This is a genomic window from Ruegeria sp. CDSA021, from assembly GCF_059612325.1.
Genome location: NZ_JBXWQJ010000002.1, coordinates 143,808 through 168,418, shown reverse-complemented (window position 1 = coordinate 168,418; position 24,611 = coordinate 143,808). Strand labels below are relative to the sequence as shown.

Here is a 24,611-nt window from a genome sequence, read left to right as displayed (position 1 = left end):
AAAGACCCGAGCCTTGGCTCGGGTCTTTGGTACCTATGTGGTCGGTTCAGGCTCCATCCCGCCGTCGGGCGGTGATTTCTTGGCCTTTGTCTTGGGAATGGCCGTGACACTGGGCGCGCTGCCCTCATCCGGTTTGTCGCCTTCGTCGTCGCCTTCGGTCGGCGATTCGCCATTCATGACGCGCTTGATCTCCTCACCGGTCAGAGTTTCATACTCCAGCAGGCCCTGTGCCAAACGCTCCCATTCCTCATTCTTTTCGGTGAGAATCTGATGCGCGCGCTCATATCCTTGCTGGATCAGGCGCTTAACCTCTTCCTCGATCATTTCCTTCGTATTGGCGGAAACCGAGAATCCGGCGGTATTGCCTGAATAGCCCTCATGCGCCTCGGCATAGTCGATATTACCGACTTTGTCGGACATACCCCAGCGCATCACCATGGCGCGCGACAGCTGGCTGGCCTGCATGATGTCACCAGCCGGACCGTTCGAAACGTGATCTTCACCGTATCTGATAACTTCGGCGGCCTTACCGGCCATCGTCATTGCCAGCTTTTGCTCGCACTCATCGCGGTGGTAGTTCAACTGATCCATCTCGGGCAGGCTGACAACCATGCCCAACGCACCGCCGCGCGGAATGATCGTCGCCTTGTAGACCGGGTCGCATAGCGGCAGGGACATACCAACAACGGCATGGCCAGCTTCGTGATAGGCAGTCTTTTCTTTTTGGTCCTGTGTCAGCACCATCGAGCGCCGCTCGGCCCCCATCATCACCTTGTCTTTGGCGTTCTCGAAATCTTCCATGGTGACAAAGCGGCGACCAACGCGGGCGGCCATCAGCGCGGCCTCGTTCACGAGGTTGGCCAGATCAGCACCCGAGAAGCCCGGCGTCCCGCGCGCGATGATGCGCAGGTCGACATCGGGACCAAGAGGTGTCTTGCGCGCATGCACGCCCAGAATCTTCTCACGACCTTTGATGTCCGGGTTACCAACAGTCACGTTGCGGTCGAATCGGCCCGGACGCAGCAGCGCGGGGTCCAGAACGTCCTTACGGTTGGTCGCGGCCAGAATGATCACACCTTCGTTGGCTTCGAACCCGTCCATTTCTACCAGCAACTGGTTGAGGGTCTGTTCGCGTTCATCGTTACCCCCGCCATAACCGGCACCACGATGGCGGCCCACGGCGTCGATCTCGTCGATAAAGACGATACAGGGCGCATTCTTCTTGGCCTGCTCGAACATGTCGCGCACTCGGCTCGCACCGACACCCACGAACATTTCAACAAAATCGGAACCCGAAATGGTGAAGAACGGCACACCCGCTTCACCCGCAATCGCGCGAGCCAGCAGCGTCTTACCGGTACCCGGAGGGCCAACCAGCAACGCGCCTTTTGGGATCTTGCCGCCAAGACGGCTGAATTTCTGCGGGTTGCGCAGGAATTCAACGATCTCTTCCAGTTCTTCCTTGGCCTCATCAATGCCGGCCACGTCATCAAAGGTCACACGGCCATGCTTTTCGGTCAGCATCTTGGCCTTGGATTTGCCAAAGCCCATCGCGCCGCCTTTGCCGCCGCCCTGCATCCGGTTCATGAAATAAACCCAGACGCCAATCAGCAGCAGGAAAGGCAGAAGCGTGATCAGGAAGGATTGGAAGCCTGACTGCTGTTGCTTGACCGCTTGAACAGGGATGTTCTCGTCGATCAGCAGCTTTGTTACCTCGGCGTCGGTCGGTTTGATCGTGACATAAGTTGCACCGCTTTCAGTGGTGTAGCGAATCTGCTCGCCATCCAATGTCACGTTCTTGACTTCACCGCTTTGCACGGCGCTGACAAAGTCGGAGTAAGTTCTTTCGTTGCTCTGAAGCGTTCCGCCTGATCCACTGAACAGATTGAACAGTGCTAGAATAAGCAGAAACAGAACGACCCAAAACGCGATATTGCGAGCGTTGCCCAAGGAAAATCTCCCAAAAGTTCCGGCAGGTGAGAAGCTGCCAAGTTACCTCTTAAAATAGAGAGGATTGTGGTATGTTCAATGCGATAAAAAAGATGCGTAGAACTCAGGCCATTCCGGAGCAATGTCGGCCTGCCATCCGTTTGCCAGGCCCGCAAGCGGAGCAGCCAGCACCGATTCGCCCTTCCAGACAGCAGGTGTTGCGCTCAGAGCAAGTCGGGGGCGTCCCGTTTCGCGCCATTCCGGCACCTGTCGCAACCCGTCATCGCCCAAGGCGCGGATTTCAGCACCGACAGTTGCGGGCCCGCTGACGCGCCATTTTCCATCCCATACCTCGCCGGGTGCGATCATCTGGTCCTGCACGGCCCTAAATTCCCTGCAAATCCAAACACTCTCACCTTTTGGAACCAAAAGACACCCAGCAACCGAACCGGCCCGTCCTTTCGCCAAAGCATCCATCGCTTGCCCGACCGCGGCCTGACGTGGGGGATATCCCTGTCCGGCGATCCAGGCGAGAATCCCAACCATAACACGGCGGCGGATTTCTTTGGGCAGCGCGGAGAAACCGACCCTGTCCACCTTCACGTCACTTTGAACAACCTGCGCCACGTTCCGCGCGGATTCCTGCGCAAACACCCCCAACGCCACATGTGCCTGCGCCAGATTGTCTGCCACCCGAGACAATGAAAGCGCATCAATTCCCAAGGGTTCGAGGCCGCACAGGGCGTCACGCGCCTTGATCCGGTCGAAACGTGTGTCCTGATTCGAAGGATCTTCGACCCATGACGCGCTGTTCTCAATCAAGTAGGCACGCAGGGCGTCTCGGGTCATCCCGAGCATCGGACGCAACAGTGTCAGGCCATCCAGTTGACGACTTGCCGACATGCCGGACAGGCCAGTGACACCAGAGGATCGCCCCAAGCGCATCAGCAGAGTTTCCGCCTGATCATCTGCTGTATGCCCCAAGGCGATGGCATCAATTCCACGGTCCCTTGCCCAGTTGCTCATTAAGCTATACCGCGCCTGTCGCGCTTGATCCTGCATGTTGCCGGCCCCGTCCCAGCCTGCCCAACGCAACGTCTCGTGCGACAGACCCAAGGCAGAGGCCTGCCGTGATACACTCTCAACCTCCTGTGCAGCCTCGGGCCGCAACCCATGATCTACGGTAACGATAAAAAGAGTAGTCGTTTGGGTCTTTGCGACCTCATGCAACAGATGCATCAGGGCCACGGAATCCCCGCCGCCCGAGACCGCTACACCCAATTTGCGCGGCAAGTTTTCGGGCAACCGGGCGCGAAGTTCTTCAAGCAACTTGTCGGAGTGACGGCTCAAGAACACCCCAACGCGGACATCTCTTGTGTAGCATTGGCAAACGCCGGTGCAGAAGGAAAGCGCACACCAACTTCGTTGAGCGTGATGCAGGCCTGATCGGTCTGCCCCAGACGCCCCAGCGCTGCGCCCAGTTCATACAAGGCCTCTGGTGCAAATGCGCCCTCAGAATCGCCAGTGAAGCTGGCCAAAAACGCACGTGCCGCTTCGCGAGTATCGCCAAGACCTTCCAGCGCATGACCACGTTTCAGATTGGCCTCAGGGGCAAGGGGACTGCCGGGATAGGATGTTTCGAATTGCGCAAGCAGGTCAGCCGCAGTCTGAAATTCGCCATCAGCCAAAGCTTTTGAGGCCGCGTCAAAATCCTCACGCTCACCAACGGCCAGCTCACCCTGATCCGATGACGGGGGTGTTACAACGTTTACCGGACCTGTTTCCGTGGTCGCTGCGTCACCACCCAGCGTTGAGGTCTCTTCCAGCGTCGACAAATCTCCGCCTTCCAATTCGACCAGCCGGAATTCCAGATCACCAATGCGATTGGTGCCGTCGGTAACAATATTCTGCACCCGCTGGTTCAACTGTTCTGTTTGACGGGTCAGGCGCTGCAATTCGGCCTCAATGGCATCGACCCGTTCCAGGATCGAACTGCCGGACAGGTTCGGTGCGGGCGATCCCGTGGTGGAAAACTCGCGCTTCAGACGCTGAACCTCCACATGCAACACAGTCAGCTCCTGACGAATATCCGCCAGGGTCTGCTGATCCTGTGCCTGTGCAACACCAGCAGTCGTCATGACCGCCGCCAAAACCCATCCTGTAATACGCATCGTCTTACCCCAGAGTTGAACCGGTCAGCACAGTCACCGCGCGGCGGTTCTTGGAATAACATTCCTCAACGCTGCAAATCTCGATCGGACGTTCCTTGCCATAGCTGACAGTGTTGAGGCGGTTACCCGCAACTCCACGCGAAATCAGGTATTCGCGCGCGGCGTTCGCCCGGCGCGCGCCCAGTGCAAGGTTATATTCGCGCGTGCCCTGCTCATCTGCGTGCCCTTCGATGGTGGCCACAAAGTCCGGATTGGCCAACAGCCATTCTGCCTGCCCTTGCAGCACGGTTTGCCCTTGCGTCGAGAGGGTCGACTGATCAACAGCGAACAGAACACGGTCGCCAACAGTCTGCTGGAAATACGCAGGCGAACGCGGGTCGCTCGGCGAACCCGGTACGATTGCGCCGGTTCCACCTGCACCACCGCCCCCCAATGCGGAGGGGTCATTGTTTGCACAGGCAGCGATCACACTCAGCGCGCCCAGCGCCAGGACTTTGCTCAATACGTTCATTTCAAGTGCCTCGTGTTTTGATTATTGCCGCCTGTCTACCACAGGCGCGATTCGTTGTGAACTTTGCTGCGATCAATTCTGCAAGGGCCCCCATGACGGGTCGCTGCCACCATCCGGCGTGCGCACCGGGCGCAGGTTTCGACCCGATATATCCACAGAATACAGCGAGGCACGGCCGCTCGCCCCCTGCGTTTCGCGGGTGAACATGATGACGCGACCATTGGGCGACCAAGTGGGGCCTTCGTCGAGGAACGATGCCGTCAATAACCGCTCTTCCGACCCGTCTGTTCGCATGACGCCGATGTGGAACCGGCCTTTGTTCTGCTTGGTAAAGGCGATCAAATCGCCGCGCGGTGACCAGACGGGTGTGCCATAGCGCCCCGCGCCAAAGCTGATCCGCGTTGCCTCACCCCCGTTTGCAGGCATCACATAAAGCTGCGGCGTGCCGGAACGGTCGCTTTCAAAAACAATCAGACTGCCATCCGAGGAATAGCTGGGCGCTGTCTCGATCGCGGGAGTGTTGGTCAGGCGCGTGCTTTGACCCGAGGCCAGATCCATCTTCCACAGATCCGTGTTACCGCCCTGAATAAGCGAGTACACGATCGATCGCCCATCCGGCGAGAAGCGGGGCGAAAAGCTCATAGTGCCGTCCTGGGTCTTGAGTTCCTGCCGTTTGACGCGTCCTACATCCAGAACATAGATGCGTGGGCTGCCGCTTTCGTAGCTGGTATAAAGCAGCCGGTCGCCTGTCGGCGAAAAGCGCGGTGCCAGCACGATGGCAGAACTGTCAGTCAGGTACTGCACATTCGCACCATCATAGTCCATGATTGCCAACCGCTTGAGGCGCTGATTTTTGGGACCGCTTTCCGACACAAAGGCCACACGGCTGTCGAAATAGCCACCTTCGCCCGTGATCCGGCTATAGACCTGATCGGCCACCTTATGCGCCATGCGGCGCCAGCCTTCGGTCGTGCCTGCCAGTTGCAGGCCAGTACCCAGTTCTTGACCCGAGAACACATCCCAAACACGGAACCGAACCGTCAATCGCTTGCCCGAGACATTGACCGCTCCGGTGACCAGCGCATCGGCATTTATCGCTTTCCAATCGGCGAATTGAACCGGCGCTTCAAAACTGCTGACCCGACTGATGAACGCATCCGATGAGATTTCACGGAACAACCCCGTCCCGGTCAGGTCCTCTGCCACCACGCGCGAAATATCCTGCGCATATTGCGCGGCAGAGGGGCCATCGGGTACGAAATTGGGAACCGCAAAGGGCAAAGGTTCGATAATACCCTGATCCAGCTCCAGTCGCAGAGGGCTGTTCTGGGCATAAACCGGCGCGGACATCAGCGTCAGGCCGACAAAGAGGCTGGTCAGAAGTTTCATCATTTGATCCGCATCCTCTCGGGATTGAATGTAATCTCAACATCCTGCCACTGAGCGTATTTGTCAGCAGGCAGGTCATATCCTTTGGCCCCGCAGCGTAAAATTGCGCGCCGGGCGGCCTGATAAGCCTGATTGGCAGCACCAGAGGACCCGCCGGAACTGTCCAGCATCCGAATACTGCCATCTACAACTGTACCATCTCGGTTCAGCGAAAACGCGACAACAACCACTGTACTCAGCGCATCCGTGGACAGTGAACCCACGTTCCAGCACCTGGACACGGCCAGTCGCATTGCATCCTTCTCACCGCTGGTGAGCGGTGGGCCCGAGGGTTCGGTGCCAGCGCCCAAAGCCTCAGCCAAGGCGTCGTTGATCGCGGTCTCATCAGTCTGCACCTCAGGTTCCGGAGCCGCCTCGGGCGTTTCTGCAATTTCCGGTTCTGGTGGCGGACTGGGCCGGTTGGGGCGCGTGCGCGGGCGAGGCGAACTGAGCAGAGGCTCCTTAGTCTCTTCCGCTTCGGTTACAATCTCAGGCGCGGCCTCTTCCGGTGCAGTCTGGTCCTGCTGCTCCTGCTGCACCTCAGCACCCTCATCCAAGGACACAGGAGGTGATTCAAACTCATCCGGCTTTGCCTCGGGCGGTGCAGGAGCAATCGCTTCGGGCGCGACACGGTCAGCGGGACGCGGCTGCGCCTCGGGTTCTGGCTGCACGGGCTGTGCAACAGGTTCCACCTCCGGCTCGGTCAACGAGGGAGGTTCTTCCGGAAGCTCGGGCTCTGGCGGGGCTTCGACGATAACGGGCGCGGGTTCAGGGTCGGGTTCTGCAGGCACCACGGGTTCGGGGCGCGGCTGTTCCTCAACCACCGGTTCCGGCGGTCTGGTTTCGGCCTGCTCGGGCTCGGGCGGTTGTTGCAAAGCGGCCGGCACCTCGGAAACATCAGGCGCATCGCGCTGCGCAGTCATGGCTGCAAACTGTTCAGCGGTAATCACGGAGACATCCTGTACGGCCATCGGCAACGGCTCGGACCGAAAGGTACCACCCAAAAGTGCCACGCCAATCATACTGACATGCGCAATCGCCGAAATCTTGGTGCCGGTATCCACCGCGCGACCTCACTCTCCACCTTCGTCCAGCGTTGGCCCGCCGGTATCGGTCACAAGGCCAACGTTGGAAAACCCGCCCGCGTTCAGCGCGCCCATGACCTGCATAACCTGCGCGTAGGGAATCGCGCCATCAGCGCGCAGGAACACCCGGTCACTGCTCCGCTCTGCCGCAATCGCCCGCAGCTTGCCAATCAACTCTTCGCGCAGCACATCAGTCGTCTGGATTTGTACCCGGCCCTCTGCGGTCAGGGTCACAGTCAAAGGTTCTTCGTTGTCACCAGGCAATGCGCTGGCTGCGGTCTTGGGCAAATCGACTGGGACACCAACCGTCAGCAACGGTGCCGCGACCATGAAGATGATCAGCAACACCAGCATGACGTCCACAAACGGCGTCACGTTGATCTCGGCCATCGGCTGCGCGCGACCACGCCGCCGCCCGCGTCTGCGCCCGTTTCCACCTGACGACTGCTGAACCGCGGCCCCCATCGTCAGCTGTCCAACTGGCGTGACAGGATGGTGGCGAACTCATCGGCAAACGCCTCGTACCCGCCTACAATCCGGTCACTATCGGCGCTGAGCTTGTTGTAGAAAATGACGGCCGGAATCGCTGCCAACAAACCCAACCCCGTAGCCAGAAGCGCTTCGGCAATACCGGGGGCGACAACGGCCAGATTGGTATTCTGTTGCTCGGCAATCTCGATGAAGGCGTTCATGATGCCCCAGACGGTGCCGAACAGGCCAATGAATGGTGCGGTCGAGCCCACCGTGGCCAAAATGGGCAACCCTTTCTGCAAGGTTTCGGCCTCTTTCGCGATGGCTACATCCATCGAGCGATCGATCCGCGCGGTTGCTCCGGCGATCAGTCCACCATCATTTCGGTGTGACCTGCGCCACTCGATCATGCCTGCGGCAAAAATCTTTTCCGAGCTGCCGTCCGGTTGTGTTCCGGTCTGATCGAACAGTTCATCCAAAGGGTTGCCCGACCAAAAACTTTCATCAAACACCAGCGCCTCACGCCGTGCGGCCCGATAGTTGATCAGCTTTTGGATGATGATCCCCCAGGACCAGATGGAGGCGCCGATCAGCATCAGCATCACCAATTTGACCACAAAGGTCGCGCGGGCATACAGCCCCCACATGGAGAAATCGATCTCCTGCGCCAGCGCCAGCGTTTCAGCTTCCATGAACCTGCTCTTTGTTTTTGCCTGACGGCCGTTCGTTTGGCCTTGTTTTGCCAAACGCTAACGCAGTTGCGGTTGAAATGCCAACAGAACCACCTCTGGCCTGCAAATTGTTACATCAATGCGCGAATCTCTGCCGGAAGACGGATCGGCTTGCCGTCCTTGTTGATGCACACAGCTGTGACCGAGGCGCGGAAAATTTCAGTCTCACCACGTCGCACCAGTTGCGCCATCGTCAGGCGCACACCAGAGATTTCAGTCACTTCGGTTTCGACGATCAACTCGTCATCGAACTTGGCGGGCGAAAGGTATTCGGCCTCTACCCTCCTGACGACCCACACAACTCCCTCTTCCCGCATTGCGTTCTGATCATTGCCCAGATTGCGCACCCAGTCCGAACGCGCGCGTTCGATATACCGCAGGTAATTCGCGTGATAGACAACACCGCCCATGTCGGTGTCTTCGTAATAAACACGAACCGGGTATGTGTGTTTCATTGCGGAGGCTCCAGCCGGGCGAACAACCTGAGCGCATGAGACGCATCCTGCGCCGCCCCCGGCAAGACCGGATCATATGCAGCCCGGATCAGAGCGGCAATGTCGGGGCGCAGGATCGTCGTCTCGCCCGCGACAGCCAGCGGCGATTGCGTCCGAAAGGCTGTATCGGACCAAAGCAGGACAGTCTGCACCACCTGGCTTAACGCAAGTGTTTCCGCCGGAACTTTGGACAATTCCCGATCCATTCGCAGAAACACAAAGGCTGCACGGATTGCGCCATCTTCTTCGAACCGGAATATGCGGTACTGATTGGCATCTGCTGCCACCAGACGTTCGACCAAAGGCTCAAGATCCGGGACCAACCGATCCAGATCCGGCACTTCCAGCAGTTCCTGCCAGTCCCGGAAAAAGAAGACCATGCAATTGGCGCCAAGCTCGGGATCGGTCTCGGCCATCTTATGTCCGGCCAGAGTGACAACGGCCTCAAATGCGCCTTTCACCGTGGCCATCGTCTTGTCTTCGACGCCAAACACGATCGGCACGATGGGCCGCGCCCAACGGGCAATCAGAAACTCGCCGCTCTCGCGCGTGAACAGCGCCTCGATTTCATCCGGTGTCACGCCCAGCCCTTCATCTTTTCAAAAATACTCTCGCCGAAGGCTTAGAATCTCTGAGCGCAGGCTTCAACCAAACAGATCACTTTGACGCTTAGGCGCTGCCATCCCCAAATGCGTCCAAGCCTTTTGTGCCAACATCCGTCCACGCGGGGTTCGCTGAATCAATCCCTGCTGCAAAAGATAGGGTTCGATCACTTCTTCCAGCGAGTCGCGGCTTTCAGACAAGGCTGCCGACATCGTTTCGATCCCGACGGGACCACCACCGTAATTCTCGGCGATCAACTTCAGATATCGGCGGTCCGCCCCATCCAGCCCCAGATGGTCCACGCCCAGCCGCGTCAAGGCTCCGTCAGCCAGTTCCCGGGTAATCCGACCGTCGCCTTCAACGATAGCGAAATCCACCACGCGCCGCAGCAACCGCCCCGCAATCCGGGGTGTGCCGCGTGACCGGCGCGCGATCTCGCGCGCGCCGTCAGTATCCGCAGGCGCGCCCAGCTTCCGCGCGTTGCGGGTGACGATCTCGTGCAATTCATCCACGGTGTAGAACAGCAATCGAGTGGGAATACCGAACCGGTCGCGCAGAGGCGTTGTCAGCAATCCCATCCGCGTGGTGGCCCCCACCAGCGTGAACGGCTGCAATTCAATCCGCACGGTTCTGGCCGCAGGTCCTTCGCCGATCACCAGATCCAGCTCGAAATCCTCCATCGCGGGATAAAGCACCTCTTCCACCGCCGGGTTCAAACGGTGGATTTCATCGATGAAAAGCACATCGCGCTCTTCCAGATTGGTCAGGATTGCCGCCAGATCGCCCGCCTTGGCCAGAACCGGACCAGAGGTCATGCGGAAATTCACCCCCAACTCACGCGCCATGATCTGCGCCAGGGTCGTCTTGCCCAATCCCGGAGGACCATGGAACAAGGCGTGGTCCATCGCTTCACCACGTTGCCTGGCGGATTGGATGAATATGCGCAGGTTGGCCCGCGCCTCGGCCTGACCGATGAACTCGTCCAGCCCCTGCGGACGCAAGGCGCGGTCGTTGTCCTCGGGCAAAGGGTCCGGGCGCAGGGTGGGATCAGCATCTACCATTCACTTACCCTTTCGGAGCCAGAAGTCTGAGCGCGGCTCGGATCAGATCAGTCTCGCTTGCCTCTGGTTGGCTGGCAGCCGCCTCGGCCACAGCTGCTGCTGCGTCAGACGGCCCATATCCAAGATTGGCCAAAGCCGACAAAGCCCCGGCAGATGCGGCAGCCGCGCCGGATGGCGGTTTCGCAGACCGTTTTGGCGCAGGCGAGGGTTCGGCCAGTTCCACAACCTCAAGCTCGGGGCCATCCATGGCCTCAGTCACAGTTCCGCCCATGGCCATGACCCCCGGCGCCTTGTCCTTGAGGTCCAACACGATCCGCTGCGCCGTTTTAGGCCCCACACCTTTGGCCGCCTTGACCGCTCCCCAATCCCCCAAAGCGATAGCGCGGCTAACGCCATCCGGCCCCAAGGCGCTGAGGATCGCCAAAGATACCTTTGCACCGACGCCCTGGACCGAGCACAAAAGGCGATGCCATTCCTTCTCGACCAGGGAGAGAAAGCCAAAAAGCTGCATCAGGTCTTCCCGCACAACCATATCGGTGTAGATCGAGACCGCCTCGCCCACGCCCGGCAACGCCGCCATCGTCCTGTTGGAACAATAGACGATATAACCCACGCCCCGGACATCGATCAGAACATGATCCGCCGCGCGGTAATCGAGCCGTCCTGTCAATTTGCCGATCATGCCCGCACCTCTTTCACACGCGCCTGTTGCGCCTTTCCGTAATAGGCATGGCAGATCGCAATCGCCAGCGCATCTGCGGCATCGGCCCCTTTTGGCGAACAGCCCGGCAATTGCAGCTTGACCATATGGATGACCTGCTCTTTCTCGGCGTGGCCGACGCCGACTACGGTCTTCTTCACTCGGTTGGGCGCGTATTCCCCAACCGGCAATCCAGCCTGCGCCAGTGTCAACAACGCGACCCCCCGCGCCTGGCCCAGCTTGAGCGTTCCCGCCCCGTCCTTGTTCACAAATGTCTGTTCAATGGCGGCCTGATCCGGTTTGTGATCGGCGATCACTTCGACAATCTGGTTGTGCAGAGACAGCAGGCGCTCACCCAGATCGTCCCCATCCGACTTGCACAATCCATTGGCCACATGGCTCAGGCGGCTGCCATTAGATTCGATGACGCCCCATCCCAGGGTCCTAAGCCCCGGATCAATGCCCAGAATTCGCATGTTTTGCCTCGGCCTGCTCGGGTTCTGTGATCTTTTTTCAACGCCTAGCACGAAGCGTGAACATTTTCCAAGCGAATTGACCCGAAGTCTGGAAACGACACCCCTGTCCTTAGCGCGACTCCGGAGCACATTTGCGACCTCGGGAATGTCTGAAAGCGGCACCTACATTAAGGCTTTTTTACCAATTATTTAAGGGGATTTCAGCTTCGTGAAGCATTGCAAAAAATGCATAGGACAATTGCAAAAAATGAACTTGTACAAGCGAAATGGCCGCACTAGATGGCGGTCAGATCGCAAGATTGCAAAGTGAACACAAACCAGAAGGAAACAGGATATGGCTGCACTGGACACTACCCGCATCGCTACCACCGGCTCGTTTGGCCACGTTGGCCGTATCGGCGCTTTTTTCGTATCGGCGGTAAACGCCGCAATCGAATGGAATGACGCCCGCGTAACCCGCAACGCGCTGACTGATCTGTCCGATCGCGAGCTTGAGGATATCGGACTGTGCCGTGGCGACATTGATGTCATTGTTCAGGGTCGGTTCTAAAACCAACCACTACTCACATATGCCCCTTCCTCCTCCCTTGAGGGGCAAAACAGAAACACCGCGCGCCCCAAGGCACGCGGTGTTTTTTTACTTCAAAAGCTTGATCAGTAGAGAAGCTTGTTCATCTGAACGGACAGCGCCTGCGATACCGGGTCGATCTGCATGACCCAAGCACCGGCTTTCTCAACTGATGTGCCCTCGTTCAGACTGTCGATTCGATATTGGTATCCTGTTGGCCCCAGGTGGGACAAAAGAAACGCTTTGAATGCAAAAAAGGCCAGAAGCGTCAGCAGCAACACCTTTACAGGCACAGCCGAACTGACACGCTGCGGCCGCATTACCACCAGACCATCCTTACGCAATGTGGCGCGATAGCCCCGGCTCATCTTCTGATGCTTCTTGTTCAGGCGATTTACGCGCTGATCGAACTCCAGTTGTTTTCCCGTCATGGCAGCCTCCAAAAACCGCCCCCCTCGACTTTGATCAGAAAACGGTAAATAGAAATTGCGACAAAAGCGTGGCAAAATTCCACAAAACTCCTGTAAATGGCCTAATTTACGCCCTGTTTGGTTAAGATTAGGGTCGTCCATTCACCAATCTCACCCTTATGAGCAAGATTGAACTCGTTCCGAGAGTAAACTGAAACCACGTCATCAGCTTGTTCGTTAAGGATTCCCGACAGGATCGCACACCCTCCCGGACGCAGATTCGCAGCGATTTCGGGTGACAACGCCACCAAGGGGCCTTTCAGGATATTGGCAAAGATCAGATCGTAAGGGGCGTGCGCCTTTAGGTCGGGATGGTCGAAACCTGCGGCTTCAACACACTGAACCGCACCGGACATACCGTTGGCTTTCAGGTTGGCCTCGGCCACATCGACGGCCACTTCGTCGATATCACTAGCAATGACATCGCCGTCCCAGACGCGCGCCGCCGCCATGGCCAGAACAGCGGTACCGCAACCAATATCGGCCACTTTCGACGCAGTGAAGCCGTCGTCCAGCATTCGGTCCAGTGCTTTGAGACAGCCGAGCGTCGTGCCGTGATGTCCGGTACCAAAGGCCATTGCGGCCTCGATCAGCAATGGAATGCGGCCGTCTGGCAGCTTGTCGGCATCATGACTGCCGTAGACAAAGAACCGGCCTGCTTCGACGGGCGCAAGCTCGCGCCGAACATGCGCAACCCAGTCGGTTTCAGGCAATTCTGAGACGACAAATGGCTTCGCCTCGAACGCCGCGGCGAGAACAGCCAGTGCGGTCTCGTCCGGGGCTTCGGTAAAATAGCCGCCCACTTCCCAAAGGCCCGAGCCGTCTTCGACCTCGAATACGCCAACGCCTGTGGGCTCCGGCTCCAAACGCTCCATCGCTTCGCCCAGACCTACGGCGGCCTTTTTACCTGTCAACGTAGTCAGCGCGGTGAATGTGGGCATCGGGGCCTCCTGTCTCAGTTGGCACAGCGCCTAGGACGCGGCGCCGCGAAGGTCAAGCCGCCCGGCCTATTCCGCAGGGGCCGGAGCGTACTTGGTCAGGACGGTCTCATTGCCCGGCTCGGGATGGCGTGGGATCAACAACGACAACAGCAGCGAAATAATTGCCATCGCCGCAGCCAAACCAAACACTGCGCCCGGCGAAACGACCCAAAGCAGGCCCAGCAGTGCAGGCAGGAAGACAGCTGCAATGTGGTTGATCGTGAATGCAACCGCAGCTGTCGGTGCGATGTCTGCGGGGTCGGCGATTTTCTGAAAGTAAGTCTTCAAGGCCAACGCCAGAGCAAACAGAACATGGTCGATCACATAGAGAATCGCTGCCAGCAGAACGCCCCAGCCGAACCAGTAGATCCCACCATAAGCCGCGAACACGATTGCCAGACCCGTGTATTCAAAAATCAGCGTCCGTCGTTCACCAAACTTTGCCACAGCTTTTCCCAGCAAAGGGGCGGCCATAATGTTGATCATCAGGTTGATTAGATAGAGGCTGGTCAACTCATGCACTTCAAAGCCGAACTTTTCGACCATCATGAACCCGGCAAAGACGACAAAGATCTGCCGCCGCGCGCCAGCCATGAATTGCAACGCGTAATACAGCCAATACCGGCGACGCAGGATCAGTTTCTTGGTCTGCGGTGTGGGCGCATTGAATTGCGGATAGGCAAACAAGCAGAACAATGCCAGCAACGCGGTTACACCACCCGCAGCCATGAAGACAAAGTTGTAGGACAGATCGAACCGATCCCAGGTCAGAACGATCAGCCCGTAGACCACCATTGTCGCCGCCGATCCCATTGCGACCAGCCACCCCAAAACCTGCGGCGCACGGTCCTTGGGCAGCCACTGCAATTGAAGCGACTGGTTTACGGTCTCGTAGTAGTGAAACCCGATTGAGCTGAACAGGGTTACGAACAGCAACCCGCCAAGGCTGGGAAACCACGCGGTCACAGCCGTGGCGACCCCAAGCATCACCAGCGAGATCATCGCCAGCACCTGTTCGCGCATGAACATAATGACGGCAATCACGCCAACCGCCAGAAAACCCGGAATCTCGCGTACCGTGTGCAGAAGCCCGATATCTGCTCCGTCAAAATTCGCCACTTCGATGACGAAATTGTTCAACAGAGCGCTCCACGCGTTGAACGCGATCGGCATGATCATGGCCATCATGAACAAGAGTGTGATGGGGCGGCGCCAGAACGGAAGGCTCTGCGCCTCGTTAAGGGGCATGGGTTTCAGCATATTGGTCCTCTACGCCCATTTCAGCGCTTTGGCGAGAGGGAAGCCGTTAGCGCACAGCCACCCTGCGCTGATGCAGAGATCAATAAAAGCTCTGCGGGTCGATATCGACAGTCAGTCGGATGTCACCTTTCAGACGCAAAGGCGCGATCCAGCGGGCAATGGCGTCCTGAATCGGCGCGCCTTTCGGGGCTTTGACCAGAAGGCGCACCCGGTGCCGCCCGCGAATACGTGCAATCGGCGCTGGTGCAGGTCCGAAGACTTGCCCCCCTACATCTCGCACGGGTGCATCATTACGCGCCATCGCGTTGCCTATGTCAAAGACCGGGCCAACCTCTGGACCCGACAGAACGATCCCGGCCATGCGACCATAGGGGGGGACCCCGGCCGCTTGCCGCCCGGCGGCTTCGGCTTTCCAGAACCCTTCCTCATCGCCGGACAGGATGGCCCGGATCACCGGGTGTTCCGGTTGGAACGTCTGTAACAACGCCTGCCCCGGCTTATCTGCCCTGCCAGCGCGCCCTGCCACTTGGCGCATCAGTTGAAACGTCCGCTCTGCTGCGCGCAGATCAGCGCCATGCAATGACAAGTCAGCATCAATCACGCCGACTAATGTGAGTTTGGGAAAGTTATGCCCTTTAGCGACCAACTGAGTGCCGATAACAATGTCGGCATCCCCGGAAGCGATTTCTTCAATCTTTGCTTTTAAAGCCCGCGCTGAACCAAAAAGATCAGAGCTGAGCATAGCGATGTTAGCGTCCGGGAAAATTGTCTCGGCCTCTTCGGCCAACCGCTCAATTCCTGGCCCAACTGGAGCCAATTTACCCTCAACCCCGCAGGATGGGCAGGTGTCGGGCATCGGCTTTGTCTCGCCGCATTGGTGGCACATCAGGCGTTTCAGAAACCGATGTTCAACCATCCGCGCGTCGCAATGATCGCAAGCGATCTGTTCGCCACAAGCCCGGCATAAGGTGACGGGCGCATAGCCGCGGCGATTTATGAACAGCAGCGACTGTTCGCCCTTCTCGACCCTCTGCAGCACCGCCTGTCGCAGGGACGGGGAAATCCATGTCCCGGGCTGCATCTGCTCGGCCCGCATATCGATGGGTTTCATCTCGGGCAGCACCGCCGCGCCGAAGCGCGAGTTCAGGTCTACCCGTTCATACTTGCCCGCTTCGGCATTGGCCCAGCTCTCCAGCGAGGGTGTTGCACTGGCCAGAATCACCCGCGCGCCACAAATGGCCGAGCGCAGAACTGCCATATCGCGCGCACTGTAATGCACGCCGTCTTCCTGCTTGTAAGAGGTGTCGTGCTCTTCATCGACCACCACCAGCCCCAAGTCGCGGAACGGCAGAAACAGCGCGGACCGCGCCCCCACGACCAGTTGCGCATCCCCCCGCCCGACCATCCGCCAAACCCGGCGGCGTTCCGTCATGGTCGCGCCCGAGTGCCACTCGGCTGGCCGCGCACCGAACCGCGCCTCGACCCGGGTCAGGAATTCAGCAGTCAGCGCAATTTCAGGCAGCAAGACCAATGCCTGACGTCCCATCCGCAGCGCCTCGGCGACGGCTTCCAGATACACTTCGGTCTTGCCCGAACCCGTCACACCTTTCAGAAGTGTTGTGCCGTAGCCACCTGTCTGCTGTCCAACCTGCAACCGTTCCACAGCCTCCGCCTGATCTTCGGTCAGATCTTTGCCCGGCAGGTTCGGATCAAGATGCGGGTACGGCAGATCACGCGGACTGTCCTCTTCCCGCACTGCGCCTTGTTTGACCAACCCTTTGACAACAGACGAAGTCACGCCTGCCTGCTCGGCGAGCTCTTTCAAGGTAAAGGCGAGCCCACCATAATCGCGCAAAACCTCCAGCACACGGGATCGCGCATCGGTCATCCGGTCCGGCTCACCGCTGCCAAGGCGATAAACCTTACGCATCGACGGCGGGTCGCCCAACCCCGGCGCACGGGTTGCCAAACGCAACATCGCTGGCATCGGCGTCAGCGTGTAGTCGGCCACCTTTCCAAGAAAAACGCGCATTTCTTCACGCATCGGCGCGACCTCAAGCACCCGGATCACAGACCGCGCCTTATTCAGATCAAAGCCACCCTGCCCCGGCCCCCAGACGACGCCCAGCACCTTGCGCGGCCCCAAAGGCACTTCGACAAACGCACCTAGAAAGCAACCGCCTTCGGGCGCCTTATATTCCAGCGTCCGGTCCAATGGCTGGGTGGTGAGCACTGCCACCAGCTCACCTTGGTCGAAATACTCCTGAGTGCTCACCACATGTCCTTTGCAGGGGGTTTCAGCATGTCTCTCTTTGGGGTAAAGCCATCCGCGACCAAGGCCAACCCATCAAAGGACTGCCCTCATGAAATTCTTCGTAGACACCGCCGAGATCGACGCCATCGCCGAACTGAACGATCTGGGCATGGTGGACGGCGTAACCACCAACCCTTCGCTGATCCTGAAATCGGGCCGCGACATTCTGGAAGTGACCAAAGAGATCTGTGATCTGGTCGATGGTCCGGTATCGGCAGAGGTTGTTGCAACCGAAGCTGACGACATGATCGCCGAAGGCCGCAAGCTGGCCAAGATCGCGCCGAATATCGCCGTAAAAGTCCCACTGACCTGGGCCGGCCTGAAAACCTGCAAAACGCTCAGCGACGAAGGTCAGATGGTAAACGTGACCCTGTGCTTTTCGACCAATCAGGCATTGCTGGCCGCAAAGGCAGGCGCAACATTCATCTCGCCCTTCATCGGCCGCCTGGACGACATCAACCTCGACGGTATGGATCTGATCGCCGACATCCGTCAGGTTTACGACAACTATGGTTTTGAGACCGAAATCTTGGCCGCGTCGATCCGCACGGTGAACCACGTGACCGACAGCGCTCGCGTCGGTGCCGATGTCATCACCGCCCCGCCTGCCGTCATCAAAAAGCTGGCCGACCACCCCCTGACCGACAAAGGTCTGGAAACCTTCCTGGCCGATTGGGCCAAGACCGGTCAGAAAATCCTCTGATCCCGCGCAAGACCGCGCGGCGCCGTCAGGCACCGCGCCCGGCCCCGGCCCCGTGCCTGATTTGTGATCAGGCATCGCGGGCGGGAGCCTCTTCGCCACAGCACTCAAGGAAATCCACCTTTGCGTGCATTTTTTCCAAGGCAAAACCGGTCCGGCATGTTATAAACCGCTCAACAAAAAAAGACCGGACGGGACATGAGCAGCAACCCCAAACTCGAGGATAACCTCCGCGCGGCGATTCTGGCTGAGCCTGACGTCGTGCTGGACGACAAGGATCTGATGCAGGCGCTGGTAAGTGCCAATGAACGCGCACGCGGCGACAATGTGATCGATCTGCGTGGCATCGCCATGCAACGGCTTGAGGCGCGGTTGGACCGGTTGGAAGATACCCACCGGTCTGTGATTGCGGCGGCTTACGAAAACCTGGCAGGCACAAACCAGGTGCATCGCGCCATTCTGCGCCTGCTGGAGCCGGTTGAGTTCGAAGATTTCCTGCGCGCGCTTGGCTCGGACGTAGCTGATATTTTGCGCGTTGATCACATCACTTTGGTTCTTGAAACTACCGTGGTTCAGGACGACCCTGCGGTCGACAAGCTGGGCGGCGTTCTTACAATTGCGGAACCCGGCTTCATCGACCAATACCTGACCATTGATCGCGGCGGCCCGGCCCGCGACGTCACGCTTCGCGAGGTTCATCATCCGAACCGGCGTATTTTTGGCGCGCTTGCAGATCAGTTGCGGTCCGAAGCGTGTCTGAAGCTTGACCTTGGCCCCGGTCGTTTACCGGGAATGATCGTCATGGGCGCTCGGAATCCGCGGCATTTCACGCCGCAGTTGGGCACCGATCTTCTGAGCTTTTTCGCTGGCGTGTTCGAACGCTCGATGCGCCACTGGCTGTCGTGAGTTTGATCTCACCCACCTGCCGCGACGCGCTGCAGCATTGGCTGGACAGCCTGGGTGCGCTGGCGGGACGGTCCGAGAACACGCAAACAGCCTATCGCGGCGATGTGACCGAGTTCCTGTCGTTCATGACACTGCACCATGCCGAACAGCAGGGTTTGAAAGCACTGGAACGGATCACCGTATCAGACATGCGCGCTTGGATGGCAGATCAACGCAGCGCGGATGTCAGTGCGCGATCACTGGCACGCAAGCTTTCAGCTGTCAAAAGCTTCTACCGCTGGCTGGCTGAACGCGAAGGCTTTGAACCCACCGCGGTCCTGTCCACGCGCGCGCCGAAATTCACCAAGAAACTGCCGCGCCCTTTGGCCGAAGACGCCGCCCGCGCCATGATCGACACGGTCGAGCTGCAATCCCTCTCGGATTGGGTTGCCGCGCGGGATGTGGCGGTGGTCACGTTGCTTTACGGGTGCGGATTGCGCATATCCGAGGCGCTGTCGCTGACTGGCGCGGACGCTCCTTTGCCCGCCAGCTTGCGTATCATCGGCAAAGGCGACAAAGAGCGGATCGTACCGGTGCTGCCTGCCGCCCGTGAAGCCGTCCACCGGTACGTGCAGCTTTGCCCTCACCCGCAGGAACAGAGCGCGCCTTTGTTCCGCGGTGTCCGCGGCGGGGCGTTGAACCCACGTGCGATACAGGGCGTCATGGCCAAAGCCCGAATGCAATTGGGCCTGCCCGCAACCGCAACGCCCCACGCCATGCGACACAGCTTTGCTACGCATCTGCTTTCGGCCGGAGGAGACCTGCGCGCCATTCAGGAACTGCTGGGCCACGCATCGCTTTCAACCACCCAAGCCTATACCGCCGTGGATACTGCACGGTTGATGGAGGTCTACAATCGCGCGCATCCCAAAGCTTGAAGCAAACATCGGTCAGAAACGCGGGGCTTTTGGTTTGCATCTCTGGTGTGCATCCGTCATGACGCTTGTATGACACTCAGATTCAAAGCTCTTTCCGTCCATCTCTTCACTGCAACAGGCGCCGTGTTTGCCATGCTCGCAATGCTGGCCGCCGTCGAAGAGAAATGGAGCCTTATGTATCTTTGGCTGGTTGTCTCATTCGTTGTGGACGGCATCGACGGCCCTCTGGCGCGTCATTATCACGTAAAGCACAACGCGCCCGAATTTGACGGTGTGCTGCTGGATCTGATTATCGACTACCTGACTTATGTGTTCATACCCGCCTTTGCCCTCTTCAAGTCGGGGCTGATGGACGGCTGGACCGGATGGTTTGCGATCATCGTCATAACCTTTGCCAGCGCGATGTATTTCGCGGACACCCGGATGAAAACCAAAGACAACTCCTTTTCGGGTTTTCCGGGATGCTGGAACATGTTTGTTATCGTGATCTTCGCGCTCGAACCGAATTTCTGGATAATTCTGCTGCTGGTCACACTGCTTTCACTCGCAATGTTCTTGCCGCTGAAGTTTGTCCATCCCGTGCGCACCGAACGCTGGCGCAGCCTGACCCTGCCCATGGCACTGGCGTGGACGTTCTTTGCCGGTTGGGCGGCCTGGGTGGATTTTCATCCGGAAAGCTGGGCGCACTGGGGTCTGGTGATTACCAGTCTGTATCTGACCTTTGCAGGCATCGCGCAGCAGATCATACCACAGCGCCGCGTCTGACGCAGCGCCGCCAGCAATCCAGTTACATGACGTCCTGCACCTCGAACTCGGTGCCGTTATGGGTAAAGACATCGCCCTCTTGCAAGCCCACCATGGCCAGATAAATCGGGCTTTGGGTTGAAATGCCCATATAGGTCTTTCCATCCGCCTCGAACCGGGTGGTCGAAACGCACACAACAAATCTGCGATTGTTGAACTTGATCACTGCGCCGGGCTGAACCGTGTCAGTCAGGCTGAAATCGGTGTTTTCAATCACGTCGATCTTGGCGTGATGCGCGTGCACGGGTGCGTCAAACGCAGCCGCAAGGTCAGCGTTCTCGCGCGAAGCGGCGAGGTCATCCTTGTCGTGACCTTCCCGGTCGTCCAGTTGAGCATCCTTCAGAAACGCATCGTAATGCGCCTGCGCTGTTGCAAGCTCTTGCGCTTCAAGTGACATCAGCCTGTCAATGACAGCCTTTTTTCGGGCGGCGCGATCTTGATCCGTGGTCATTCAATGCGGTCCTTCAAATTCAACAACACATATATGGTGTGCCCACCGCTGACGGATTGCAACCGAATTTCACGGATCAGATCAAAAGCCCGGCAGCCCCTTCATGACGCAACAGGGCCACTTTGGTCTCGACCCCACCAGCGCCGGAAAAGCCACCCAAGCCCGTCGCGGACAACACTCTGTGACACGGGATGATCACCGGAATCGGGTTTGCGCCGCAAGCCTGCCCGACTGGTTGCGCGGGTTGTTCCAACTCTTTTGCGATATCGCCGTATGTCCGGGTTTCGCCAAGCGGAATGGCATACATCAGATCGCAAACCTGTTTCTGAAATATCGACCCGTGGACGCGATACGGCAAGTCGAACCTGTCGAGCCGTCCGTCGTCATACGCCTTCAACTGCGCGGCAGCTTCGCGCAACAGATCTGTCGGCTCTCCCACGTCCTGGCCATCCCAGACCAGACGTGTGAGGGCTCCGTCCATTTCTTCGACACCCAGACGTCCAAATTGGGTTTCTACGGCAATCATTGACATAGGCGCAGCGTTTCAGATCGCCAAAGCTGTTGCAAGTCAGGAAAGAAAAACCCCCAGCCGATGGGCTGGGGGTAAAAGTTAGCCGAGTGCTTCGTTGCAGCGGCTACACACACCCGGATGGGTGTGGCGGCCAACGTCGGGCAGGATTTTCCAGCAGCGCTGACATTTCTCGCCTTCGGCTTTTTCAAAGACCACCGCAACGCCTTCGATTTCCGGTACGTGGAACGCCTCGGCCGGGGCCGGATCGCCGGTCACGGTCAGACCTGAGGTGATGCACATGTCGTCCACGTCGAACGTGGCCAGCAGATCACGGGTATCACCATCTTCGACATGCACAATCGGTGCCGCTTCGAGGCTGGAGCCGATGACCTTATCCTGACGCTGGATCTCAAGCGCGGCAGTTACCGCACGGCGCACGCGGCGCACCTTGGCCATGTTGGTTTCCAGTTCAGCGTCGCACCAGTCGGCGGGTGTTTCCGGGAAATCCACCAGATGGACCGAGCTGTCATCTCCCGGGAAGCGTTCCAGCCAGACCTCTTCCATCGTGAACACCAATACCGGGGCCAGCCAGGTAGTCAGGCGGTGGAACAGGATGTCCAGAACGGTGCGCGACGCACGTCGGCGCAGACTGTCGCCATCGCAATACAGTGCATCTTTGCGAACGTCGAAATAGAAAGACGACAGGTCGACCGTGGCAAACGTAAATACGGCACTGAACACGCCCTGGAAGTCGAAGGACGCATAGCCTTTGCGCACTTGCTCATCCAGTTCGGCCAGACGGCTGAGCACCCAGCGTTCCAAACGCGGCATATCCTCGGGTGCAACCCGGTCCGCCTCGGTGAAATCGGCCAATGATCCCAGCATGAACCGCATGGTATTGCGCAGACGGCGATAGCTGTCGGCGGTGCCCTTCAGGATCTCAGGTCCGATCCGTTGGTCAGCGGTATAGTCGGTCTGCGCCACCCACAGGCGCAGAATGTCAGCGCCATATTGCTTGATGACCTCTTCCGGCACGATGGTATTGCCCAACGATTTGGACATCTTGTTACCTTTGGCATCCAGCGTGAAGCCGTGGGTAACAACGTTACGGTAAGGGGAACGACCTTTAGTGCCGCAAGCCTGCAGCATGGACGAATGGAACCAACCGCGGTGCTGGTCGGTGCCTTCCATGTAGACATCGGCATTACCGTCCTCGGTGCCGTCCACTCGGTCGCGCAGAACAAAGGCATGGGTCGACCCAGAGTCAAACCAAACGTCCAACACGTCGAACACCTGATCGTAGTCAACCGGATCTGCGATACCGTCAAGGATCTTCTCCTTGAAGCCGTCGGTGTACCAGATGTCTGCGCCATCCTGCTCGAACGCCGTCTTGATGCGGGCGTTGAGCTCTTCATTACGCAGAAGGTAATCCGCGTCGGTGGGCAAAGCGCCCTTCTTGGTAAAGCAGGTCAGCGGCACGCCCCAGGCGCGCTGGCGGGACAGAACCCAATCCGGTCGCGCCTCGATCATCGAATACAGGCGGTTGCGGCCGGTCTGCGGAGTCCACTTCACCAGCTCGTCGATGGACCGCAGCGCGCGTTCGCGGATGGTGTCACCCATTTCGCCCATGCCGTCGTCCAGCTTGCGGTCAACGGATGCAAACCACTGCGGTGTATTGCGATAAATGATCGGAGCCTTTGAGCGCCACGAATGCGGATAGCTGTGTTTGATCTTGCCACGTGCCAGCAGTCCGCCGACTTCGACCAGCTTGTCGATGACGGCTTTGTTCGCATCACCTTCGCCGCCCTTGCGGGACAGGATGTACTTGCCGCCAAAGAACGGCAGATCGGCGCGGAACGAGCCATCGTCCATCACGTTGTAGGTGATGACTTGCTCGAGCATGCCGAGATCGCGGTACAGCTCGAATTCTTCCATACCGTGCGACGGCGCGCAGTGAACGAAGCCGGTGCCTTCTGTGTCGGTCACGAAGTCGGCGACGCGGAAATCGCGGATGTCGTCCCATTCGCCGTTGCCGCCTTCGGCCCCGGCCAACGGGTGGGTCAATTGGACGCCTTCCAGCTCATCGGCAGTCACGTCACGAACACGGTTCCACTGGTCGTCGTTCAGACGCGCGCGGCCCAACACATCGGCGGCCAGATTGTCGGCCAGCAGGAACTTGTCTCCTACGCTAGCCCAGCATTCTTCTGGTGCTCCGGTGACTTCGTAGAGGCCGTAAGAGATATCCTTACCGTACACGACCGCCTTGTTTGACGGCATGGTCCAAGGGGTGGTCGTCCAAATAACTACAAAAGCGTCATCCAGATCACCCGCGTTCACGACCCTGAACTTCACCCAGATGGTGAAACTTTCCTTGTCATGATACTCGACCTCGGCCTCAGCCAGCGCGGTCTTTTCAATAGGCGACCACATCACGGGTTTTGAGCCCTGATAAAGCGTACCGTTCATCAGGAACTTCATGAATTCGTCAGCGATCACAGCCTCGGCGTGATAGTCCATGGTGATGTAGGGATCAGGCCAGTTGCCGGTGATGCCCAGACGCTTGAACTCTTCGCGCTGGATGTCGATCCAGCCCTCGGCGAACTTGCGGCATTCCTGGCGGAAATCGACGATGTTCACCTCGTCCTTGTTCTTGCCCTTCTTGCGGTACTGTTCCTCGATCTTCCACTCGATGGGCAGACCGTGGCAGTCCCAGCCAGGTACATAGCGCGCGTCAAAGCCCATCATCTGATGAGACCGCACAATCATGTCCTTGATGGTTTTGTTCAGCGCGTGGCCGATATGCAGGTGGCCGTTCGCATAGGGCGGGCCGTCGTGCAGGGTAAAGGGCGTGCGGCCCTCTTTCTCACGCAGGCGGTCATAGACGCCGATCTCTTCCCAGCGTTCCAGCCATGCGGGTTCGCGCTTGGGCAGACCGGCGCGCATGGGGAATTCCGTTTTGGGCAGGTTCAGCGTGTCTTTGTAATCAGGTGTTTGGGTCGTGTCGGCGCACATTGGGGGCGTCCTCAGGATGATCTTGTCGTGTGTGGATCGAAGCGGTCAGTGCGAATTC

25 protein-coding genes are annotated in these 24,611 nt (G+C 58.6%); 5 read left to right on the top strand and 20 right to left on the bottom strand.

Annotated features, from left to right (window positions below):
* Positions 1–33: 33 nt before the first annotated feature.
* From ftsH to ruvC, 13 genes are all read right to left on the bottom strand, one after another.
* Positions 34–1,950: an ATP-dependent zinc metalloprotease FtsH gene (ftsH, locus tag AC2FLD_RS03030; protein ID WP_496667537.1), complete on the bottom strand. Its 1,917-nt coding sequence runs from the start codon at positions 1,948–1,950 to the stop codon at positions 34–36.
* Between the two features lie 75 nt (positions 1,951–2,025).
* The gene (gene tilS / locus AC2FLD_RS03025; protein WP_496667538.1) at positions 2,026–3,285 is read right to left on the bottom strand and encodes a tRNA lysidine(34) synthetase TilS; all 1,260 of its coding nucleotides are present in this window, start codon (positions 3,283–3,285) and stop codon (positions 2,026–2,028) included.
* On the bottom strand, positions 3,276–4,100 hold the full coding sequence (gene ybgF, locus AC2FLD_RS03020) for a tol-pal system protein YbgF (protein WP_496667539.1): 825 nt from the start codon (positions 4,098–4,100) through the stop codon (positions 3,276–3,278). The genes tilS and ybgF overlap by 10 nt, the downstream gene beginning before the upstream one ends.
* Before the next feature lie 4 nt (positions 4,101–4,104).
* The gene (pal, locus tag AC2FLD_RS03015; RefSeq protein ID WP_496667540.1) at positions 4,105–4,611 is read right to left on the bottom strand and encodes a peptidoglycan-associated lipoprotein Pal; all 507 of its coding nucleotides are present in this window, start codon (positions 4,609–4,611) and stop codon (positions 4,105–4,107) included.
* A 72-nt stretch (positions 4,612–4,683) separates the two neighbouring features.
* The gene (gene tolB, locus AC2FLD_RS03010) at positions 4,684–6,003 is read right to left on the bottom strand and encodes a Tol-Pal system beta propeller repeat protein TolB (protein WP_496667541.1); all 1,320 of its coding nucleotides are present in this window, start codon (positions 6,001–6,003) and stop codon (positions 4,684–4,686) included.
* Positions 6,000–7,103: a cell envelope integrity protein TolA gene (tolA, locus tag AC2FLD_RS03005; protein ID WP_496667542.1), complete on the bottom strand. Its 1,104-nt coding sequence runs from the start codon at positions 7,101–7,103 to the stop codon at positions 6,000–6,002. The genes tolB and tolA overlap by 4 nt, the downstream gene beginning before the upstream one ends.
* Before the next feature lie 9 nt (positions 7,104–7,112).
* Positions 7,113–7,589: a protein TolR gene (tolR, locus tag AC2FLD_RS03000; protein WP_050603166.1), complete on the bottom strand. Its 477-nt coding sequence runs from the start codon at positions 7,587–7,589 to the stop codon at positions 7,113–7,115.
* Between the two features lie 2 nt (positions 7,590–7,591).
* A complete protein-coding gene (gene tolQ, locus AC2FLD_RS02995) occupies positions 7,592–8,287 on the bottom strand; it encodes a protein TolQ (RefSeq protein WP_050603165.1) in 696 nt (231 codons plus the stop codon).
* 110 nt (positions 8,288–8,397) lie between these two features.
* Positions 8,398–8,781, bottom strand: a complete 384-nt coding sequence (gene ybgC, locus AC2FLD_RS02990; RefSeq protein ID WP_496667543.1) for a tol-pal system-associated acyl-CoA thioesterase — start codon at positions 8,779–8,781, stop codon at positions 8,398–8,400.
* On the bottom strand, positions 8,778–9,401 hold the full coding sequence (locus tag AC2FLD_RS02985) for a hypothetical protein (RefSeq protein ID WP_496667544.1): 624 nt from the start codon (positions 9,399–9,401) through the stop codon (positions 8,778–8,780). Before AC2FLD_RS02985 ends, ybgC begins: the two co-directional genes overlap by 4 nt.
* A 63-nt stretch (positions 9,402–9,464) precedes the next feature.
* Entirely contained in the window at positions 9,465–10,484 is a 1,020-nt protein-coding gene (gene ruvB / locus AC2FLD_RS02980) for a Holliday junction branch migration DNA helicase RuvB (protein ID WP_050603162.1), read from the bottom strand.
* 4 nt (positions 10,485–10,488) lie between these two features.
* Positions 10,489–11,166, bottom strand: a complete 678-nt coding sequence (gene ruvA, locus AC2FLD_RS02975) for a Holliday junction branch migration protein RuvA (protein ID WP_496667545.1) — start codon at positions 11,164–11,166, stop codon at positions 10,489–10,491.
* On the bottom strand, positions 11,163–11,660 hold the full coding sequence (gene ruvC, locus AC2FLD_RS02970) for a crossover junction endodeoxyribonuclease RuvC (protein WP_496667546.1): 498 nt from the start codon (positions 11,658–11,660) through the stop codon (positions 11,163–11,165). Before ruvC ends, ruvA begins: the two co-directional genes overlap by 4 nt.
* A gap of 334 nt (positions 11,661–11,994) precedes the next feature.
* Between ruvC and AC2FLD_RS02965 the strand changes: the two genes are divergently transcribed.
* Entirely contained in the window at positions 11,995–12,210 is a 216-nt protein-coding gene (locus tag AC2FLD_RS02965; RefSeq protein WP_496667547.1) for a DUF1127 domain-containing protein, read from the top strand.
* A gap of 104 nt (positions 12,211–12,314) precedes the next feature.
* Here AC2FLD_RS02965 and AC2FLD_RS02960 read toward each other — a convergent pair whose 3' ends face one another.
* From AC2FLD_RS02960 to AC2FLD_RS02945, 4 genes are all read right to left on the bottom strand, one after another.
* The gene (locus AC2FLD_RS02960; protein ID WP_496667548.1) at positions 12,315–12,659 is read right to left on the bottom strand and encodes a hypothetical protein; all 345 of its coding nucleotides are present in this window, start codon (positions 12,657–12,659) and stop codon (positions 12,315–12,317) included.
* 101 nt (positions 12,660–12,760) lie between these two features.
* Positions 12,761–13,639 (bottom strand): 50S ribosomal protein L11 methyltransferase, encoded by an 879-nt coding sequence (locus AC2FLD_RS02955; protein WP_496667549.1) that lies wholly within the window; start codon positions 13,637–13,639, stop codon positions 12,761–12,763.
* A 66-nt stretch (positions 13,640–13,705) separates the two neighbouring features.
* Positions 13,706–14,938, bottom strand: a complete 1,233-nt coding sequence (locus AC2FLD_RS02950; RefSeq protein WP_496667550.1) for an MFS transporter — start codon at positions 14,936–14,938, stop codon at positions 13,706–13,708.
* Positions 14,939–15,017: 79 nt separating this feature from the next.
* Entirely contained in the window at positions 15,018–17,213 is a 2,196-nt protein-coding gene (locus AC2FLD_RS02945; protein WP_496667551.1) for a primosomal protein N', read from the bottom strand.
* A gap of 88 nt (positions 17,214–17,301) precedes the next feature.
* Here AC2FLD_RS02945 and fsa point away from each other — a divergent pair, with 88 nt between their 5' ends.
* The 4 genes from fsa to AC2FLD_RS02925 all read left to right on the top strand — a co-directional run bounded on the left by fsa (position 17,302) and on the right by AC2FLD_RS02925 (position 20,540).
* Positions 17,302–17,955 (top strand): fructose-6-phosphate aldolase, encoded by a 654-nt coding sequence (fsa, locus tag AC2FLD_RS02940; protein ID WP_496667552.1) that lies wholly within the window; start codon positions 17,302–17,304, stop codon positions 17,953–17,955.
* A gap of 195 nt (positions 17,956–18,150) precedes the next feature.
* Positions 18,151–18,858 carry a DUF484 family protein gene (locus tag AC2FLD_RS02935; RefSeq protein WP_050603154.1) on the top strand — a complete coding sequence of 236 codons (708 nt, stop codon included), beginning with the start codon at positions 18,151–18,153 and terminating at the stop codon, positions 18,856–18,858.
* Positions 18,855–19,775, top strand: a complete 921-nt coding sequence (locus tag AC2FLD_RS02930) for a tyrosine recombinase XerC (protein WP_496667553.1) — start codon at positions 18,855–18,857, stop codon at positions 19,773–19,775. The genes AC2FLD_RS02935 and AC2FLD_RS02930 overlap by 4 nt, the downstream gene beginning before the upstream one ends.
* A 69-nt stretch (positions 19,776–19,844) precedes the next feature.
* Positions 19,845–20,540, top strand: a complete 696-nt coding sequence (locus AC2FLD_RS02925) for a CDP-alcohol phosphatidyltransferase family protein (RefSeq protein ID WP_496667554.1) — start codon at positions 19,845–19,847, stop codon at positions 20,538–20,540.
* Positions 20,541–20,562: 22 nt separating this feature from the next.
* Here AC2FLD_RS02925 and AC2FLD_RS02920 read toward each other — a convergent pair whose 3' ends face one another.
* From AC2FLD_RS02920 to ileS, 3 genes are all read right to left on the bottom strand, one after another.
* A complete protein-coding gene (locus AC2FLD_RS02920) occupies positions 20,563–21,030 on the bottom strand; it encodes a hypothetical protein (protein ID WP_496667555.1) in 468 nt (155 codons plus the stop codon).
* 76 nt (positions 21,031–21,106) lie between these two features.
* Positions 21,107–21,562 carry a methylated-DNA--[protein]-cysteine S-methyltransferase gene (locus AC2FLD_RS02915; protein WP_496667556.1) on the bottom strand — a complete coding sequence of 152 codons (456 nt, stop codon included), beginning with the start codon at positions 21,560–21,562 and terminating at the stop codon, positions 21,107–21,109.
* A gap of 78 nt (positions 21,563–21,640) precedes the next feature.
* Entirely contained in the window at positions 21,641–24,553 is a 2,913-nt protein-coding gene (gene ileS / locus AC2FLD_RS02910) for an isoleucine--tRNA ligase (RefSeq protein ID WP_496667557.1), read from the bottom strand.
* Positions 24,554–24,611: the final 58 nt, after the last annotated feature.

Coding starts and splice junctions, on each gene's coding strand:
- tolQ (WP_050603165.1), bottom strand. CDS start 8,287: ATGGAAGCTGAAACGCTGGCGCTGGCGCAGGAGATCGATTTCTCCATG.
- AC2FLD_RS02915 (WP_496667556.1), bottom strand. CDS start 21,562: ATGTCAATGATTGCCGTAGAAACCCAATTTGGACGTCTGGGTGTCGAA.
- ruvB (WP_050603162.1), bottom strand. CDS start 10,484: ATGGTAGATGCTGATCCCACCCTGCGCCCGGACCCTTTGCCCGAGGAC.
- ruvC (WP_496667546.1), bottom strand. CDS start 11,660: ATGCGAATTCTGGGCATTGATCCGGGGCTTAGGACCCTGGGATGGGGC.
- fsa (WP_496667552.1), top strand. CDS start 17,302: ATGAAATTCTTCGTAGACACCGCCGAGATCGACGCCATCGCCGAACTG.
- AC2FLD_RS02965 (WP_496667547.1), top strand. CDS start 11,995: ATGGCTGCACTGGACACTACCCGCATCGCTACCACCGGCTCGTTTGGC.
- AC2FLD_RS02950 (WP_496667550.1), bottom strand. CDS start 14,938: ATGCTGAAACCCATGCCCCTTAACGAGGCGCAGAGCCTTCCGTTCTGG.
- ybgF (WP_496667539.1), bottom strand. CDS start 4,100: ATGCGTATTACAGGATGGGTTTTGGCGGCGGTCATGACGACTGCTGGT.
- pal (WP_496667540.1), bottom strand. CDS start 4,611: ATGAACGTATTGAGCAAAGTCCTGGCGCTGGGCGCGCTGAGTGTGATC.
- AC2FLD_RS02955 (WP_496667549.1), bottom strand. CDS start 13,639: ATGCCCACATTCACCGCGCTGACTACGTTGACAGGTAAAAAGGCCGCC.
- ruvA (WP_496667545.1), bottom strand. CDS start 11,166: ATGATCGGCAAATTGACAGGACGGCTCGATTACCGCGCGGCGGATCAT.
- ybgC (WP_496667543.1), bottom strand. CDS start 8,781: ATGAAACACACATACCCGGTTCGTGTTTATTACGAAGACACCGACATG.
- tolB (WP_496667541.1), bottom strand. CDS start 6,003: ATGATGAAACTTCTGACCAGCCTCTTTGTCGGCCTGACGCTGATGTCC.
- AC2FLD_RS02960 (WP_496667548.1), bottom strand. CDS start 12,659: ATGACGGGAAAACAACTGGAGTTCGATCAGCGCGTAAATCGCCTGAAC.
- AC2FLD_RS02925 (WP_496667554.1), top strand. CDS start 19,845: ATGACACTCAGATTCAAAGCTCTTTCCGTCCATCTCTTCACTGCAACA.
- ileS (WP_496667557.1), bottom strand. CDS start 24,553: ATGTGCGCCGACACGACCCAAACACCTGATTACAAAGACACGCTGAAC.
- tolR (WP_050603166.1), bottom strand. CDS start 7,589: ATGGGGGCCGCGGTTCAGCAGTCGTCAGGTGGAAACGGGCGCAGACGC.
- AC2FLD_RS02935 (WP_050603154.1), top strand. CDS start 18,151: ATGAGCAGCAACCCCAAACTCGAGGATAACCTCCGCGCGGCGATTCTG.
- AC2FLD_RS02920 (WP_496667555.1), bottom strand. CDS start 21,030: ATGACCACGGATCAAGATCGCGCCGCCCGAAAAAAGGCTGTCATTGAC.